The 14,685-nt window shown below is 40.1% G+C and carries 15 protein-coding genes; 2 read left to right on the top strand and 13 right to left on the bottom strand.

Features of this window, described 5'->3' with window-relative positions:
* Positions 1-26: 26 nt before the first annotated feature.
* Positions 27-1,007, bottom strand: a complete 981-nt coding sequence (gene wzzB, locus ACZ6J2_RS07510) for an LPS O-antigen chain length determinant protein WzzB (RefSeq protein WP_471725305.1) — start codon at positions 1,005-1,007, stop codon at positions 27-29.
* Positions 1,008-1,200: 193 nt separating this feature from the next.
* On the opposite strand from wzzB, the gene ACZ6J2_RS07505 reads away from it, so the two are divergent.
* Entirely contained in the window at positions 1,201-2,205 is a 1,005-nt protein-coding gene (locus ACZ6J2_RS07505; RefSeq protein WP_471725304.1) for an NAD-dependent epimerase, read from the top strand.
* A 35-nt stretch (positions 2,206-2,240) separates the two neighbouring features.
* Positions 2,241-2,795 (top strand): GNAT family N-acetyltransferase, encoded by a 555-nt coding sequence (locus tag ACZ6J2_RS07500; protein WP_048980194.1) that lies wholly within the window; start codon positions 2,241-2,243, stop codon positions 2,793-2,795.
* 80 nt (positions 2,796-2,875) lie between these two features.
* Here the strand turns inward: ACZ6J2_RS07500 and ugd are convergent, their stop codons facing one another.
* The 12 genes from ugd to rfbA form a co-directional block, all read right to left on the bottom strand.
* A complete protein-coding gene (gene ugd, locus ACZ6J2_RS07495; protein ID WP_033145958.1) occupies positions 2,876-4,042 on the bottom strand; it encodes a UDP-glucose 6-dehydrogenase in 1,167 nt (388 codons plus the stop codon).
* 226 nt (positions 4,043-4,268) lie between these two features.
* Positions 4,269-5,675 carry an NADP-dependent phosphogluconate dehydrogenase gene (gene gndA / locus ACZ6J2_RS07490; protein WP_028013772.1) on the bottom strand — a complete coding sequence of 469 codons (1,407 nt, stop codon included), beginning with the start codon at positions 5,673-5,675 and terminating at the stop codon, positions 4,269-4,271.
* A 306-nt stretch (positions 5,676-5,981) separates the two neighbouring features.
* Complete coding sequence (locus ACZ6J2_RS07485) at positions 5,982-7,097, bottom strand: hypothetical protein (RefSeq protein WP_471725303.1); 1,116 nt, start codon at positions 7,095-7,097, stop codon at positions 5,982-5,984.
* 18 nt (positions 7,098-7,115) lie between these two features.
* On the bottom strand, positions 7,116-8,096 hold the full coding sequence (locus ACZ6J2_RS07480) for a WaaS/CpsH family glycosyltransferase (RefSeq protein ID WP_421141644.1): 981 nt from the start codon (positions 8,094-8,096) through the stop codon (positions 7,116-7,118).
* Positions 8,093-8,629 carry a serine O-acetyltransferase gene (locus ACZ6J2_RS07475; RefSeq protein WP_471725302.1) on the bottom strand — a complete coding sequence of 179 codons (537 nt, stop codon included), beginning with the start codon at positions 8,627-8,629 and terminating at the stop codon, positions 8,093-8,095. Before ACZ6J2_RS07475 ends, ACZ6J2_RS07480 begins: the two co-directional genes overlap by 4 nt.
* Positions 8,630-8,640: 11 nt before the next feature.
* Positions 8,641-9,615 (bottom strand): glycosyltransferase family 2 protein, encoded by a 975-nt coding sequence (locus ACZ6J2_RS07470; RefSeq protein WP_421141646.1) that lies wholly within the window; start codon positions 9,613-9,615, stop codon positions 8,641-8,643.
* A 255-nt stretch (positions 9,616-9,870) separates the two neighbouring features.
* Entirely contained in the window at positions 9,871-10,854 is a 984-nt protein-coding gene (locus ACZ6J2_RS07465) for an MATE family efflux transporter (RefSeq protein ID WP_471725301.1), read from the bottom strand.
* Complete coding sequence (locus ACZ6J2_RS07460; RefSeq protein ID WP_471725300.1) at positions 10,851-11,681, bottom strand: NAD-dependent epimerase/dehydratase family protein; 831 nt, start codon at positions 11,679-11,681, stop codon at positions 10,851-10,853. Before ACZ6J2_RS07460 ends, ACZ6J2_RS07465 begins: the two co-directional genes overlap by 4 nt.
* The gene (gene rfbC, locus ACZ6J2_RS07455) at positions 11,678-12,223 is read right to left on the bottom strand and encodes a dTDP-4-dehydrorhamnose 3,5-epimerase (RefSeq protein WP_094934028.1); all 546 of its coding nucleotides are present in this window, start codon (positions 12,221-12,223) and stop codon (positions 11,678-11,680) included. Before rfbC ends, ACZ6J2_RS07460 begins: the two co-directional genes overlap by 4 nt.
* A 30-nt stretch (positions 12,224-12,253) precedes the next feature.
* Positions 12,254-13,351 carry a DegT/DnrJ/EryC1/StrS family aminotransferase gene (locus ACZ6J2_RS07450; protein ID WP_421141649.1) on the bottom strand — a complete coding sequence of 366 codons (1,098 nt, stop codon included), beginning with the start codon at positions 13,349-13,351 and terminating at the stop codon, positions 12,254-12,256.
* Between the two features lie 37 nt (positions 13,352-13,388).
* Positions 13,389-13,805 carry a sugar 3,4-ketoisomerase gene (locus tag ACZ6J2_RS07445; RefSeq protein WP_094934304.1) on the bottom strand — a complete coding sequence of 139 codons (417 nt, stop codon included), beginning with the start codon at positions 13,803-13,805 and terminating at the stop codon, positions 13,389-13,391.
* Positions 13,806-13,809: 4 nt separating this feature from the next.
* A complete protein-coding gene (gene rfbA / locus ACZ6J2_RS07440) occupies positions 13,810-14,682 on the bottom strand; it encodes a glucose-1-phosphate thymidylyltransferase RfbA (RefSeq protein ID WP_471725299.1) in 873 nt (290 codons plus the stop codon).
* Between the last annotated feature and the right edge of the window lie 3 nt (positions 14,683-14,685).

The raw sequence follows: 14,685 nt of genomic DNA, 5'->3' as shown, positions 1-14,685 counted from the left end.
ATATTCCCCGGTTTTTTACTTGCAAATCAGGCTTTTGGTTTGTAGTTGCGCAATGCGTTGCGGCCAAGCACCACCCCAGAACCAATCATTCCGCCCAGCAGCACGGCAAGAATCAGAACAAGCGCTTTTTTCGGACTGTCACGACGCACAGGGAGTTCAGGTTTCATAACATAACGGTAAACGTGGATCGTGTCCGGGCTTACGTTCAAATTCTGGATGTCCAGCAGATTTCGCCTGGTCTGGTAATAGGCTCTTGGAAAGACCAACGGAAGAGAAGCTTCGTTGTCAATCATGGATTTCAGCCCCTCACTTCCCAGCAGGAACATCGTTTCCTGAGTCACTTCCTGGGTTTGCTGGAGGCGCGGCGAGGTAATATTCGCTGCTTCAGCGTTCTTCAGTGCCTCAGCAATCTGTTTGATACGCAGATCTTTCTGTTCCTGAGCGACCTTCTCCTGGTTTTGCAGGGAAGCATTCAAGGTCTTTATCTGCTCTTTGATGTTGTCATTAAGGTCAACGGCAAGCTCTTTCGCCGTTTGCTCATCAACCTGCTGAATGTACTGCGCCAGCTGCTTTTGAGCTGCTTCTGCGGATGTACTGGTATAGGAGACGCTTAGTGGCAACGCTTGCCCTTTAACAGCAGGCTCGATGGTGAGTTTTTCAGGCTCTGCCTGATTGTCCAGCGCCTGCGATAACGCTGAGAAAGAAGCACTAAAACGATCAATAGCGCGCGTTTGGTTGTCACTCATTGTAGGTGCGGCGGTACCATACAGGATATTCAACGCATTAGAATAGGTGGCAATCTGAGCTGCGTCAGGTTGTGCAATGATTGCACCAGAGGTCCACTTTTCTTTTGCAACGGATAAATATCCAATTGCCAGGGCGATAGAAACAACAACAAAGGCTGCTATCACCCACTTCCCACGCCACAGCTGGAACACTAAATCAAGTAAATCAATTTGCTCAGGCTCGTTACCTGGAGCGACCTGGCCATTGTTGTTTTGCGTCATACAATCCCTAACTGATAAAAAAAGGGCAAACATAATTAAGTTTGTATAGTTTATCTATTACTGGCGATTTTTCTATAAGAATCCGATGAGTAATATCGGAAAGATGGGTTATGTAACTTACACCCTTCGCGCTATCATAGAAGCCATCCGATGCGCTATGGCATCTGTATGATTTAGGTTTATGAGGGAAGCTATGAAATTTTTGGTCACGGGCGCTGCTGGTTTTATCGGTGCGAATGTCAGTAAACGCCTCCTTGAGGCCGGTCATCAGGTTGTTGGTATCGATAACCTCAATGAATACTACGATGTCAACCTGAAGCTGGCGCGCCTGGAACTGTTAAAATCTGAGAGCTTCACCTTCCACAAGCTGGAATTAGCTGACCGGGAAGGTATGGCCACGCTTTTCGCGGCTGAGAAGTTTGATCGTGTGATTCATCTGGCCGCGCAGGCGGGTGTACGTTACTCCCTGGAAAACCCTCACGCGTATGCCGATGCCAATCTTATCGGCCATCTCAACGTGCTGGAAGGCTGCCGCCATAATAAGGTTCAGCATCTGCTTTATGCCTCATCCAGCTCCGTATATGGCCTCAACCGCAAGATGCCCTTCTCGACTGACGATTCCGTGGATCACCCGGTCTCACTCTATGCCGCGACCAAAAAAGCCAATGAGCTGATGTCGCACACCTATTCGCATCTGTACAACTTGCCGACCACCGGCCTGCGCTTCTTCACCGTGTACGGCCCGTGGGGACGTCCGGACATGGCGCTATTTAAGTTTACTAAGGCGATCATTGAAGGCAAAAGCATCGATGTCTATAACTACGGTAAGATGAAGCGCGACTTCACGTACATTGATGACATCGCTGAAGCCATTATTCGTCTACAGGATGTCATTCCACAGGCCGATGCAGACTGGACCGTTGAGACCGGCTCCCCGGCAACCAGTTCAGCGCCTTACCGGGTCTACAACATCGGTAACAGCTCGCCAGTAGAACTGATGGATTACATTACCGCGCTGGAAGACGCGCTGGGTAAAAAAGCCGAGAAAAACATGCTGCCTCTCCAGCCAGGCGATGTTCTGGAAACCAGTGCCGATACCCAGGCACTTTATGAGGTGATCGGATTTAAACCGCAAACCTCGGTTAAAGATGGGGTGAAGAACTTTGTAGACTGGTACAAACGTTTCTACAAAATTTGAATGCATTCATTATGTCTACGCCAAAAGGAACTGCTATGTCTATTCCAGTAATTCACCAGACAGATCTTATCGTGGGTCGCTCTGTTAAACTTAGAAATGTAAAAACCGATGATGCAGCTTTCATTGTCGCGCTGAGAACGAATGAGAAAAAGGGGCGATTTATAAGCACCACCTCTGATGATATTAAAGCTCAAGAAAAATGGATCGAAGGTTATCTGAAAAGCGAGGGTCAAGCCTACTTCATCATTACCGACCTTGAAGATATACCTTTTGGAACGGTAAGAATTTATGATCAGCAGCAAGATTCTTTCTGCTGGGGATCATGGGTCATTCATGAGGATGCACCTCCACACTTTGCAATTGAGTCGGCACTTCTTGTCTATCACTACGCTTTGAAATTAGGGTTTACCAGTGCCCACTTCGACGTACGTAAAGGTAATCATTCTGTCATCAGATTCCATGAGCGTTTCGGTGCTGTTCGTCAAAAAGAAACTGAGGATGATGTTCTTTTCACCATTTCGAAAGATAGCATTCAGCACTCAATGAACAAATTCAAAAAATATCTTCCTGAGCGCATTTTAATCAAATAAGAAACGTTTAACTGCTCTAAGATTAGAGATTAAAAAAGGACAGCCCATAACAGGCTGTCCTTTTAAGCTAAATTTTTAGCTTAATCACTACCAAACAGATCGCGGGTATAAACCTTATCCGCCACGTCAGCCAGCTCTTCCGCCATGCGGTTTGAAATGATGACATCGGCTTCTTTCTTAAAGGCATCCAGATCGCGGATCACCCGGGAATTGAAGAACTGATCGTCCGGCATGGCAGGCTCATAGATAACAACCTCAACCCCTTTCGCCTTAATGCGCTTCATGATCCCCTGAATGGAAGAGGCGCGGAAGTTATCAGAGCCACTCTTCATGATCAGACGGTATACGCCGACCACTTTCGGTTGACGCGCAAGGATGGAATCGGAGATGAAATCTTTACGTGTACGGTTAGCGTCAACAATCGCCGAAATGAGGTTGTTCGGCACAGCCTGATAGTTTGCCAGCAATTGTTTAGTATCTTTTGGCAGGCAATAGCCACCGTAGCCAAATGATGGGTTGTTGTAGTGGTTGCCAATACGCGGGTCGAGACACACACCTTCAATAATCTGGCGGGTATTCAGGCCAAGACTCTCTGCATAGCTGTCCAGCTCATTGAAATAAGCCACTCGCATTGCCAGGTAGGTATTCGCGAAGAGCTTAATCGCCTCAGCTTCGGTGGAGTCGGTGAACAGCACCTGAATATCTTTCTTCACTGCGCCTTCCTGCAGCAGCGCAGCAAAGCGTTCAGCGCGCTCAGAACGTTCGCCAATAACGATACGAGAAGGATGCAGGTTATCGTAAAGAGCTCTCCCCTCACGCAGGAATTCAGGCGAGAAGAAGATATTATCAATACCGAACTTTTCTTTAATAGATTTGGTAAACCCAACAGGAATGGTCGATTTAATGACCATCACCGCGTCAGGGTTAATCGCGATAACGTCCTTGATCACCGCCTCTACAGTTGAAGTGTTGAAGTAGTTGGTTTTAGGATCGTAGTCAGTAGGCGTCGCAATGATGACGTAATCCGCATCGCGGTATGCATCTTCTTTATCTGTCGTGGCGCGGAAATTCAGCGATTTATTGCTGAGATAGTCCTGGATTTCTTTATCCACAATCGGCGATTTTTTCTGATTGAGCATATCCACTTTGGCCTGCACGATATCCAGCGCAACCACTTCATGATTCTGGGCAATCAGAATGCCGTTAGAAAGACCGACATACCCTGTTCCGGAGATTGTTATTTTCATTCGCTAATGACTTCTGTGAGTTAACTGTACTGATGGCCGCCAGACCATCGCGATAAACATAACTGTTGGGCTTTGTACCTCCTGGCAAACTGAACTGTCAAGGCAAACCAGGAGTAATCACTACGAGCGGGGCGAGATTCAGACTACTTCGAATAACAGGCGACATTTTTTGCATAAAAAAACCCGGAGACAGGCTCCGGGTTTTGATTACAGCGAGTAAGCTAACTTATTCCATCCATTCGGTATGGAACACGCCTTCTTTATCGGTACGTTTGTAAGTATGCGCACCAAAGTAGTCACGCTGTGCCTGAATCAGGTTAGCAGGCAGCACAGCAGCACGGTAGCTGTCGTAGTAGGCTACTGCAGCAGAGAAGGTCGGAACCGGGATACCGTTCTGGACAGCGTAGGCAACAACGTCACGCAGCGCCTGCTGATATTCGTCCGCAATCTTCTTGAAGTACGGTGCCAGCAGCAGGTTGGCGATACCGGCGTTTTCAGCATAGGCATCGGTGATTTTCTGCAGGAACTGCGCACGAATGATGCAGCCCGCGCGGAAGATCTTCGCGATCTCACCGTAGTTCAGATCCCAGTTGTTCTCGTCTGACGCTGCACGCAGCTGAGAGAAGCCCTGCGCGTAAGAAACGATTTTACCCAGGTACAGTGCACGACGCACTTTCTCAACAAATTCAGCTTTATCACCCGCTGGTTTAGCCTGAGGGCCAGACAATACTTTAGATGCCGCCACGCGCTGCTCTTTCAGAGAAGAGATGTAACGCGCGAAGACGGATTCGGTGATCAGAGACAGCGGTTCGCCCAGATCCAGAGAGCTCTGGCTGGTCCATTTACCGGTACCTTTGTTGGCAGCTTCATCCAGAATCACATCAACCAGGTATTTACCCTCTTCATCTTTTTTCGTGAAGATATCTTTGGTGATGTCGATCAGGTAGCTGTTCAGCTCGCCTTTGTTCCACTCGGTGAAAGTTTCCGCGAGTTCTTCATTGGAAAGGTTCAGACCGCCTTTCAGCAGGGAATAAGCCTCTGCAATCAGCTGCATGTCGCCATATTCGATGCCGTTGTGAACCATTTTGACATAATGACCAGCACCGTCCGGACCGATATAAGTCACACACGGCTCGCCATCTTCGGCAACGGCAGCGATTTTAGTCAGAATAGGCGCAACCAGTTCGTATGCTTCTTTCTGGCCACCAGGCATGATGGATGGGCCTTTCAGCGCGCCCTCTTCACCACCGGAAACACCGGTACCGATGAAGTTAAAGCCTTCAGCAGACAGCTCACGGTTACGACGAATGGTGTCCTGGAAGAAGGTGTTACCGCCATCAATGATGATGTCACCTTTTTCAAGGTAAGGCTTCAGGGAGTCGATAGCTGCATCGGTACCTGCGCCCGCTTTCACCATTAACAGGATACGACGAGGCGTTTCCAGAGATTCAACGAACTCTTTCACCGTATAGAAAGGAACCAGTTTCTTGCCTGGGTTCTCGGCAATCACTTCTTCGGTCTTATCACGGGAGCGGTTGAAAACGGAGACGGTATAACCACGGCTTTCGATGTTGAGCGCCAGGTTGCGCCCCATCACTGCCATACCGACGACGCCGATCTGTTGTTTGGACATTACATACTCCTGTCAGGTGTGGTCCCGCGATTTATACGCGGTTTGAATGTATTGTTAATGTTAACCTAAGTAAGGTGGAAGGGACCAGAGTTTACTTAACTGTTTCAGTTATAATTCGTACAAAAAGTGAAATAACGCAAAGTTTAAAAAGGGAAATATATTCCTAATTTAAACACAAGATGGATATACTAACTATCGACAAGTTCATTTCGTACCCGCCCAATATAAAGTGAACGATCATACAGGAATAAACTAATGAAAACCAAAATAAACAAACCACCACTAAAAATCATTGCCGAGAGAGAGTTAAATAAAAGAAAAACCAGAGCACAAATGTGCATGCTTAACAACAAATATATCACTCCGTATAGCGCACCTAATAATAAAAACTATAATCAAATTATAGATTAGCACCCCAAAAACGCCCCAGCCAATATATGAATCTACAAAATATGACGTATTTGCAGAACCTGTTCCACTCTCGTTTTGCCCCCATTGAAATTCAAAAACCTCTCTTTCAATATTTAATTTTTCCTCACCCTTCATTGAGGCTATGATAGAGATATTACGCCCCATCAATTCATTTCCATTTAATCTCGAATCTCGATACTTTAGCCAGTCAACGCTAGTAGCATAAGGTATAAAAAATATTCTATTTATTACATAAAAAAACTGACTATCAGATTTAAAAATATTATATTTATCCGGAACGGAACTTAAATCACTCGTGGTTGATTCTGATGATATACCACCACGCGCCAAAAATGATGTCGCCGCAACCAATATTATTGTTACATATAATATCCTGCGTGCCACTTTAGGTCTTATTTGGAAAAACAAAAAGAAAAGTGGAATTAAGGCAATTACACAGACGCTTTTCTCCAAAGTTAATAGCAAGGTAAATAAAAATATAATTACGGAGAAATAGCGCCAGCTATTTTTAGCATAAAATAACCAACATACTGCAAATGGCATTAAGACCGACCGATACATGGCGAAAAAATAATTCAATACTACTTCCCAACCGGTCCGCGTACGCAGAAATGTTTCACGACCATTTGAAATCACATCAATACCACTTCCTCTTAATGCATCAAGTAATGGAATTGTCGGAGCAGTCAACGCCGTATATAACATCAGCAGACTGTAACTTATAACGATCCCCTTAGATAGGGATGTAAGGTTTAAATTAAATTTAGCTGTTTTGAAGGGGAATAGTAATTTATCAAAGTTTGAAATCAGCACTAGCGTATAAAATAAAATAGACACACTAGATATTGTCATCATTTCAAAAGAATAAACATCACTATTTATAAAGTAGCTAATTATTGCTGGTATGATGTAAAAAAAAAGCGTGCCCAATGGGAGGACGCTTATTAGAAAAAATGTAGACATGGAAATTCCACGATTAACTTGAGACATATAAACTCCACAACCAATTTAAATAGTAAGCAATGTTTCCGCCCAAGAATCGATACTATAATTACTTGTAAATGAAATATCTGAATGCACAAAATCACTGGCAATAAAAAATTGCTCAATGACGGGATTATCTCGTTTAATAATACAAATATTATTGACATTATAAAACGGATAAGACGTTATCGAATCGTTTGTAGTAATAATTTTTCTTTCCAGAGGCAACAATTCTATCACCCTCATCGTCAAACCGTTTTGGTATGGATGGTGGACATCAATCACGGCAATAGAATTATTGTACTCTTTTGCGATAGTTTCACCTGAAATAGACTTAAGTGTAATCTTAATATGCTTCAGAGCAGATAATGATTTTATATTTTTGATTATAAAAGATAATAGGAGAATAATCGATGGGAAATATAGCGTGAAATTCAAATCATAAGCAGCACTGTATTTTTCACAAATTTTCTTTAACACATAAAATCTGTCACTATGATAAGAACCAATAAATGATATCTTGTTTGCTTTTGGTATTACTGACGACTTATTGTAATGGGGCGAATAAAATAAAGGTAAATGCTGTAGATGTTCATATTCTATTGCATCATTTTTATCAAATGAATAACTTTTATTAAAATGATGTAATAAATTTTCTACATGGGGGTAGTTTTTAATCGAATCCCATGCATAAAAAACAAATTTGCTTTCTTTATACTTTTCCTTTAACCACATCATAAATTCACCGGATATACATTCCGCCTTAACAATTATAATATAATCAAAAGAATCGATCTTTAAATCATTCACTTTCTTTTTCAAGCTTGCTAAAAGAAATTTTTGAACAATTTTTTTCTGCCCAAATAACCTTATAATGATTTTAGCGAGCGCCATATTCGAAGGTTTTTCATCCAAACGCACACACTGCAATCCTTGTCTCTCAATAGCTTTTTCAATCTGTACAGCATAATCAAAAAAATCAGGACAAATCAAAAGGGCATTCATGCAATAACATCCTTTATTTTCAGCACCTTAGCAGGAACCCCACCTACAACACAAGAATCTTCGCAGGTATTAATAACAACACTGTTAGCAGCTATAGTCACATTGTGGCCAACAGCAATCCCTCCCAAAACTTTGGCACCCGAGGCAATAGTCACATTATCACCAATTATAGGCCTATTGACATGCGAAAATGGCACGTCCAGGTTTTTTGCACCAATTGTAACACCTTGATAAATTATGGCATTTTTACCGATTTTTGAAGCGCCAATCACAATCCCAAAAGAGTGAGGAATAAACAGACCACCAGCAATATCCGTCTCCATACTTATCTCTACATTAAAGACAAGTGTATTTAATAATTGCAACAAACGTGATAAAAACCGCATTCTTTTCATGTGTAAATATTTACTGGCTCTATATATTGCGATGCATGAAAAGCGTGGATGAAAAGTGTACTTAACAATATTAAGTCTAGTTATTTTTTTCCCAATTTTGTAAATTTTAAAAAAATGAGATAAGTCTTCTTTAATCATGATCAGTTACCTTACGCAATATTGCGCTTAATGAATGATTTAAGTTTTGGTAACATTCTTGATAAACATAATACGACAAAATTATTCGATAATACCCAACCAAGAATCTTCGCTACATACCTGCCTTTGTTTGTAGAGGTAGACTCTAGTAGTGAAAAAAGATATTTCATGTTACTTGTCTTATTAGAAATAATCTGACGATAAACCTCTCCCAGGATGTATCGGCGCTTACCTTTAGCACAAACGTCAACAAGGTGAGCATCACTTTTTCCATATCGATCAATAACAACATCAAGCGTCAGTAAAGATTCAGACATTAGCTCTAAGGTGCGCTCACTAGCACCTTTTCCATGTTTACGATAACGCCCGAGCATTTCATCAAGAAACGCAACTTTCCCCTTCAGGGCGACCTCGATGTAGAAAATCCAATCGGAGACAACAGGGAATAGCGGATCAAAACCATGTTCAGGACACGCTGAACGCCTGACCATTACCGAGGAAGCTCCAGGAATACCCCCCTTAGAAATAATATCATAAACGTTTCCAATGAACTCATGGTGCGTAGTATTAGTCAAAAATAAAGTTTCACCAGTTTGATGCAAGAAAATGTCTACAGGATGATAAGAAAGAACGACTTCTGGATCCTCAAATTGTCTAACTTGTTTCTCAATTTTACCAGGTAAAAAAATATCATCACCTCCGAGAATAGCAACAAATTCTCCAGTACAATTGAAAAAAGCAGAGTTAGAATTTCCTGTAATGCCTAGATTTACTGGGTTGAGGACAGGTTTTATAATTCCGGGGAATCGCATTTCATATTCATGAATAATTTTAGGAGTATCGTCAGTCGAAGCATCATCAGCCACAACAATTTCCAGGTTAGGGTAATCCTGCGATAAAACACTATCTAATGTCTCCCGAATTAAATCTTCTTGATTGTAGGTAACAATCATGACTGAAACTTTAGGAGAAAAAATGTTATTCATATTTTTTATACCAATAGAAAAAAACAGATATTGCGAGAAGCAAATATAAAAAATAACTTACAGAATAAGCTATAATCGACCCTTTGAGCCCATATAACGGAACGGAAAAATATATCAAGCTTAGGTACACACAAAAATAAGCCAATTCAAGAAGTATTAATGTTTTAACTTTTCCCAATCCCAGCAGAGAAAAAGTGAAAATTAATGCAAAAATTTTAAATACGTCGCCGGGCAACTGATAGATGAAAAGTTCTTTCATCGGTAAAACTCACGACTAAAAAGGATAATTATAATATATTCTTTTAATATATAGACTAACCCAACACCAATAAAAATAACAGGCGTTAATAATAAAAACAAAGGTAGAATACAATCTTTAATATGAGCTTTAGTTTTCGCTGGTGATATCTTCGGTAGAATATAAATACTTAGAATAGAAGAGACCAGTACTAAATAAACCTCCGAAAAACGAGTCAGACCTTGCCAAATGCCTGAATCGTAAAGCCCATTATGATTTGCGATAAAATCCCTGGCGATGATTTGCGCTGAAGGCAAACAAATCGAAGAAACCAACCCGGCAAATGAATAATGAAGGAGATAATTGAGATTGCTTTCAGGTTCTATATTCTCAGTCAATACGTAATCATTATTCTTTTTAAAGTACTCATACATATATTTGAATGCTGGCCCCAGACACATACAAATCGCGAAAACTCGCCAATCAGTTGTAAATAAATAGGCGGCACAAGCAATCACAACAGTGAGCAAACTCGCATAAATACTTTCCCTTGCTAATAAATTAACTTTCTTTAATCCGTTTAATATTGCCAGATAAAAATTAAATCTAGTCTGTAATAATACAAATGGCAAAGATATTAAAAGAAGGATAATTATCTCATAGCTGTCATTTTCTACTGAAAAATAAACTACGGCAATACAGAGTGGTAATATAACTAAAACAGAAAACAGGCATAACGAGTTAAGAAATGAATTTACCCCTAAATAAAATGCTGTGAATTCGTTATCATCTTTTGTTCTTGCGATCTTAGATGTCACTCCTGCAAAAACAACACCACCACTCATCATTAATAATACAGTTACCAGATTTTGATATAAACCAAAACTAGAGAGAGCATTAGGCCCTCCTACTTTTGCAATTAATTTGATGATAATAAAACCTGCCATTAACTTAACCAAGGTTTGAGACATAGCCCAAAAAGCAGTTTTAATAATCATCATTGCCCCTCTTTATGAAAGCGCTTTATAAATTCATCAATCATAAAGGATAAACTATCGGTAACTGAGATGGGGCAGTACTGCATGATACTTTTAATCTTAGCGAGATCAATTACAGGGAAATTTTCATTCGTTGAGTTTGGGTGCCAGACAATCTCACAGTTGATTTTTGACTGTATAATTTCTGCGATCTCAATAGCTGTTGTATTTTTCCCTGATGCAATGTTGAATATTTTTTCCTCACCCTCATAGGCTAAAGCAAGGTATTTTATCGCTTCCGAAACATCAGCTACTGAAACATAATCCTTGCTATATTCCTTGTTGACATACATATTGATCTTTTTATTCAAAATTGCATGTTTAACAATCATGGGTAGAAATAACTTGCTTTCGAATGCATTACCATAAACATTACTTGGTCGTACAATCAAAACATTTTTACCAGATTTTAAGCAGCACTCTTCAGCAGTTAGTTTAGTTAAATTAAAAAGTCGCCTGTTATCATCATATTGTATCGTTATCCCAGCATTCTCTGCTGATTGTTCTGAGTTAAGATAAAGACGCGTGGATGATAGATAAATAAGTTTTTTGAAATTACAATTCGCAAGTATTTGTTGTAAATATATTATATTAGACTCTACTACCTGCTCAGGTCTGGAACAATCACCATTGCCAGCACAATAAATAATAATGTCACTTCCAGCATTAGTCGTAAATAACTCGTTGCGAGTAGGCACAATTACTTCTACTGCTGATGACTGGAAAGTTTTTACGACTTCGCTGCCAATAAAACCATTGCCGCCAACAACGAAAACTTTCATTTTATTCATTCTGAAACCTTGGACTTGAATTCAGCAAACGATATTAATTTTTCATCTTTTGGTGATACGATCGGATTTTCAATTGGCCATGCAATATTGATCTCATCATCACTCCAAATGATTCCCCCCTCATCTTTTGGATCATAAAAACTTGTACATTTGTACTGAAAATCGGCCATCTCTGATAACACACAAAAGCCATGAGCAAATCCAGGGGGAATGTAAAGCTGGTTATTCATTTCAGAGCTAAGAATTACAGAATAATATTTACCAAATGTGCTCGAATTTGGACGCAAATCAAGAGCAACATCAAATACTTCACCAGCAGTTACGGTAACAAGTTTTCCCTGTGGTTTTGTTATTTGAAAATGCAGTCCCCGCAAGACATTACGTACTGATCGCGAACGATTATCCTGAACAAACTTTTCTGTAATACCAATTTCGGCATATTTTTTTTCGTGATAAGACTCAAGGAAAAAACCACGAGCATCCTTAAATACATTTGGTTTTATGAGAAGACAACCATCAAGCCCTGTTTCAATAACGTTCATGTGAATAATACCTTTTCAAAGTACATATAATTAAAAAGAGTTAATAACGCTTACAACTTTCATTATTTCTTCGTTTGTCATTGTAGTATCAATTGGTAAGCTAAGAACTGACTCATGAATCATTTCGGTGACGGGCAAATTCAGATTGTTATATACCGAATAAGCTTGTTGCTTGTGTGGTGGAATAGGATAATGGATAAGCGTTTCAACACCATTCTCTTTTAGGTATTTTTGTAACTCATTACGATGTTCTGATTGAATAACAAAAAGATGCCAAACATGCTCACACTCATTATTGACCTTTGGGAGCTTTATTTTATTGTTATTAATGTGTGTCCTGTAATACGACGCGATATCTCTTCTAATATTATTTTCTCTATCAAGATGCGTAAGTTTGATATTCAAAACAGCAGCCTGAAGTTCATCAAGGCGACTGTTTACTCCAACATATGTATTTTCATATTTTTTGAATGAACCATAATTACGCAATGCGGTTAAAACATCAGCTAAATCAGGATCATTTGTTGTAATCATCCCAGCGTCACCTAATGCACCAAGATTTTTACCAGGATAAAAGCTGAAACCACTTGCATCACCCCAGTTGCCGGTTTTAATTCCCTTAAGTTCAGCACCATGCGCTTGTGCTGAATCCTCAAGAATCAAAATACTATGCTTATCAGCAATTTCTTTTAGTTTGTCCATAGGGCATATTTGCCCGTATAGATGGACAGCAAGAATACATTTAACATTGGCATCAAGGTGTTTTTCAACATTTTCTGCTGATAAATTAAAAGTATCAGCATCAGGTTCAACGAAAACAGGCTGTAGCTTATTTTCAGTGATAGAAAGTACTGATGCGATATAAGTATTAGCAGGCACAATTACTTTATCGCCATCCTTTAATTTACCCATCAATTTCCAGGCACGAAGTGTTAAGGTTAACGCATCTAGTCCATTAGCAACGCCAAGCGCAAATTTCACACCGCAATAGTCTGCAAACGCTTCTTCAAATTTCTTTAATTCTGCACCACCAATATACCAACCTGAATCTAATACTCGCGCAAATGCTTCTGTTATTTCTTCTTTATACTGATTATTAATTTTTGCCAAATTTAGGAAACTAATCATTTTTTTCGCCTTGCAAGTTAATCTATACGGAAATTATTTAGCTTGATAAATCACAATTGTTTTTTACTAATTCCTGGAACTGCTTGTAATCTCTTATATAATCAGTTTCTTCATAGAATGAGTCGGCAAGAACCATTAAAACGCAATCTTCCGAAAAATCATGCATTTCTCGCCACATAGTGGAGTCAATAAGTAACCCTTGGGCGGGATTGTTAAGAATAATATCAACGCGTTCTGAGCCATTATCTAAAATGAAGCGACAAGAACCTTTGACTGCTATAGCAACCTGCTTCAGTTTGATATGCGCATGATAACCACGGCTTACACCCTGCTTTGTGTCAAACATGTAATATACCCTTTTTACAGTAAAAGGGATGTTTTTTGACTCTTCGAGAGACACAAGGCAACCGCGTTCATCGCCATGAGTTTGTAATGGAATAAGTTTAATATCCATATAATTAGTGCGCCCCATCTAATAATCTTAACAAGTAGCTACCATAATCATTTTTACTTTGCTCTTTAGCCCTGTTTTCTAAAGTTTCTGTTGAGATCCATCCATTTCGCCACCCGATCTCTTCAAGACAAGCAATCATCATACCTTGACGCTTTTGTACCGTTTCAACGAAATTTCCCGCTTCGATCAAACTTTCATGTGTTCCAGTATCCAACCAAGCGAAACCACGTCCCAGGAGTTCTACTTTTAGTTTACCCTTTTTAAGGTATTTTTGGTTAATTGATGTAATCTCAAGTTCACCTCGTTCTGAAGGGGTGATACCTTTGGCGATCGAAATCACCTCATTATCGTAGAAATAAAGCCCTGTGACAGCCCAATTAGATTTTGGAACTTTCGGTTTCTCTTCAATTGAGATGACATTATTATTTGAGTCAAACTCAACCACTCCAAAGCTTTTCGGGTTCATTACTTGATAGCCAAATACAGTTGCACCATCTTTATTCTCTGCAGCTTCTCGTAATTTTTTACTAAAACTCTGACCAAAGAATATATTATCGCCTAATACAAGGCATACGCTATCATCACCAATAAAATCCTCGGCAATAATAAAAGCTTGAGCCAGCCCTTCAGGTTTAGGCTGAACCGAATAAGATAAATTCACTCCGAAATCAGAACCATCACCGAGTAAACGCTTAAAACTCTCGTTATCTTCTGGTGTTGTGATGATCATAATATCCTTAATCCCCGCAAGCATTAATACGGAAAGCGGATAATAAATCATAGGCTTATCATAAACCGGCAAAAGTTGTTTTGAAACGCCTTTAGTTATTGGATATAAGCGTGTACCAGAACCACCAGCCAATATAATTCCTTTCATACT

It is taken from the genome of Enterobacter sp. E14S, assembly GCF_055666685.1.
Note: the sequence above shows the minus strand (reverse complement) of the source record. Positions and strands in the feature narration are given on the sequence as shown.

Coding starts and splice junctions, on each gene's coding strand:
- ACZ6J2_RS07460 (WP_471725300.1), bottom strand. CDS start 11,681: ATGAATAAAATGAAAGTTTTCGTTGTTGGCGGCAATGGTTTTATTGGC.
- ACZ6J2_RS07500 (WP_048980194.1), top strand. CDS start 2,241: ATGTCTATTCCAGTAATTCACCAGACAGATCTTATCGTGGGTCGCTCT.
- ACZ6J2_RS07485 (WP_471725303.1), bottom strand. CDS start 7,097: ATGTCTCAAGTTAATCGTGGAATTTCCATGTCTACATTTTTTCTAATA.
- ACZ6J2_RS07450 (WP_421141649.1), bottom strand. CDS start 13,351: ATGATTAGTTTCCTAAATTTGGCAAAAATTAATAATCAGTATAAAGAA.
- rfbA (WP_471725299.1), bottom strand. CDS start 14,682: ATGAAAGGAATTATATTGGCTGGTGGTTCTGGTACACGCTTATATCCA.
- ACZ6J2_RS07480 (WP_421141644.1), bottom strand. CDS start 8,096: ATGAATGCCCTTTTGATTTGTCCTGATTTTTTTGATTATGCTGTACAG.
- ACZ6J2_RS07465 (WP_471725301.1), bottom strand. CDS start 10,854: ATGATGATTATTAAAACTGCTTTTTGGGCTATGTCTCAAACCTTGGTT.
- ACZ6J2_RS07475 (WP_471725302.1), bottom strand. CDS start 8,629: ATGATTAAAGAAGACTTATCTCATTTTTTTAAAATTTACAAAATTGGG.
- ACZ6J2_RS07505 (WP_471725304.1), top strand. CDS start 1,201: ATGAAATTTTTGGTCACGGGCGCTGCTGGTTTTATCGGTGCGAATGTC.
- ACZ6J2_RS07470 (WP_421141646.1), bottom strand. CDS start 9,615: ATGAATAACATTTTTTCTCCTAAAGTTTCAGTCATGATTGTTACCTAC.
- ugd (WP_033145958.1), bottom strand. CDS start 4,042: ATGAAAATAACAATCTCCGGAACAGGGTATGTCGGTCTTTCTAACGGC.
- ACZ6J2_RS07445 (WP_094934304.1), bottom strand. CDS start 13,805: ATGGATATTAAACTTATTCCATTACAAACTCATGGCGATGAACGCGGT.
- rfbC (WP_094934028.1), bottom strand. CDS start 12,223: ATGAACGTTATTGAAACAGGGCTTGATGGTTGTCTTCTCATAAAACCA.
- wzzB (WP_471725305.1), bottom strand. CDS start 1,007: ATGACGCAAAACAACAATGGCCAGGTCGCTCCAGGTAACGAGCCTGAG.
- gndA (WP_028013772.1), bottom strand. CDS start 5,675: ATGTCCAAACAACAGATCGGCGTCGTCGGTATGGCAGTGATGGGGCGC.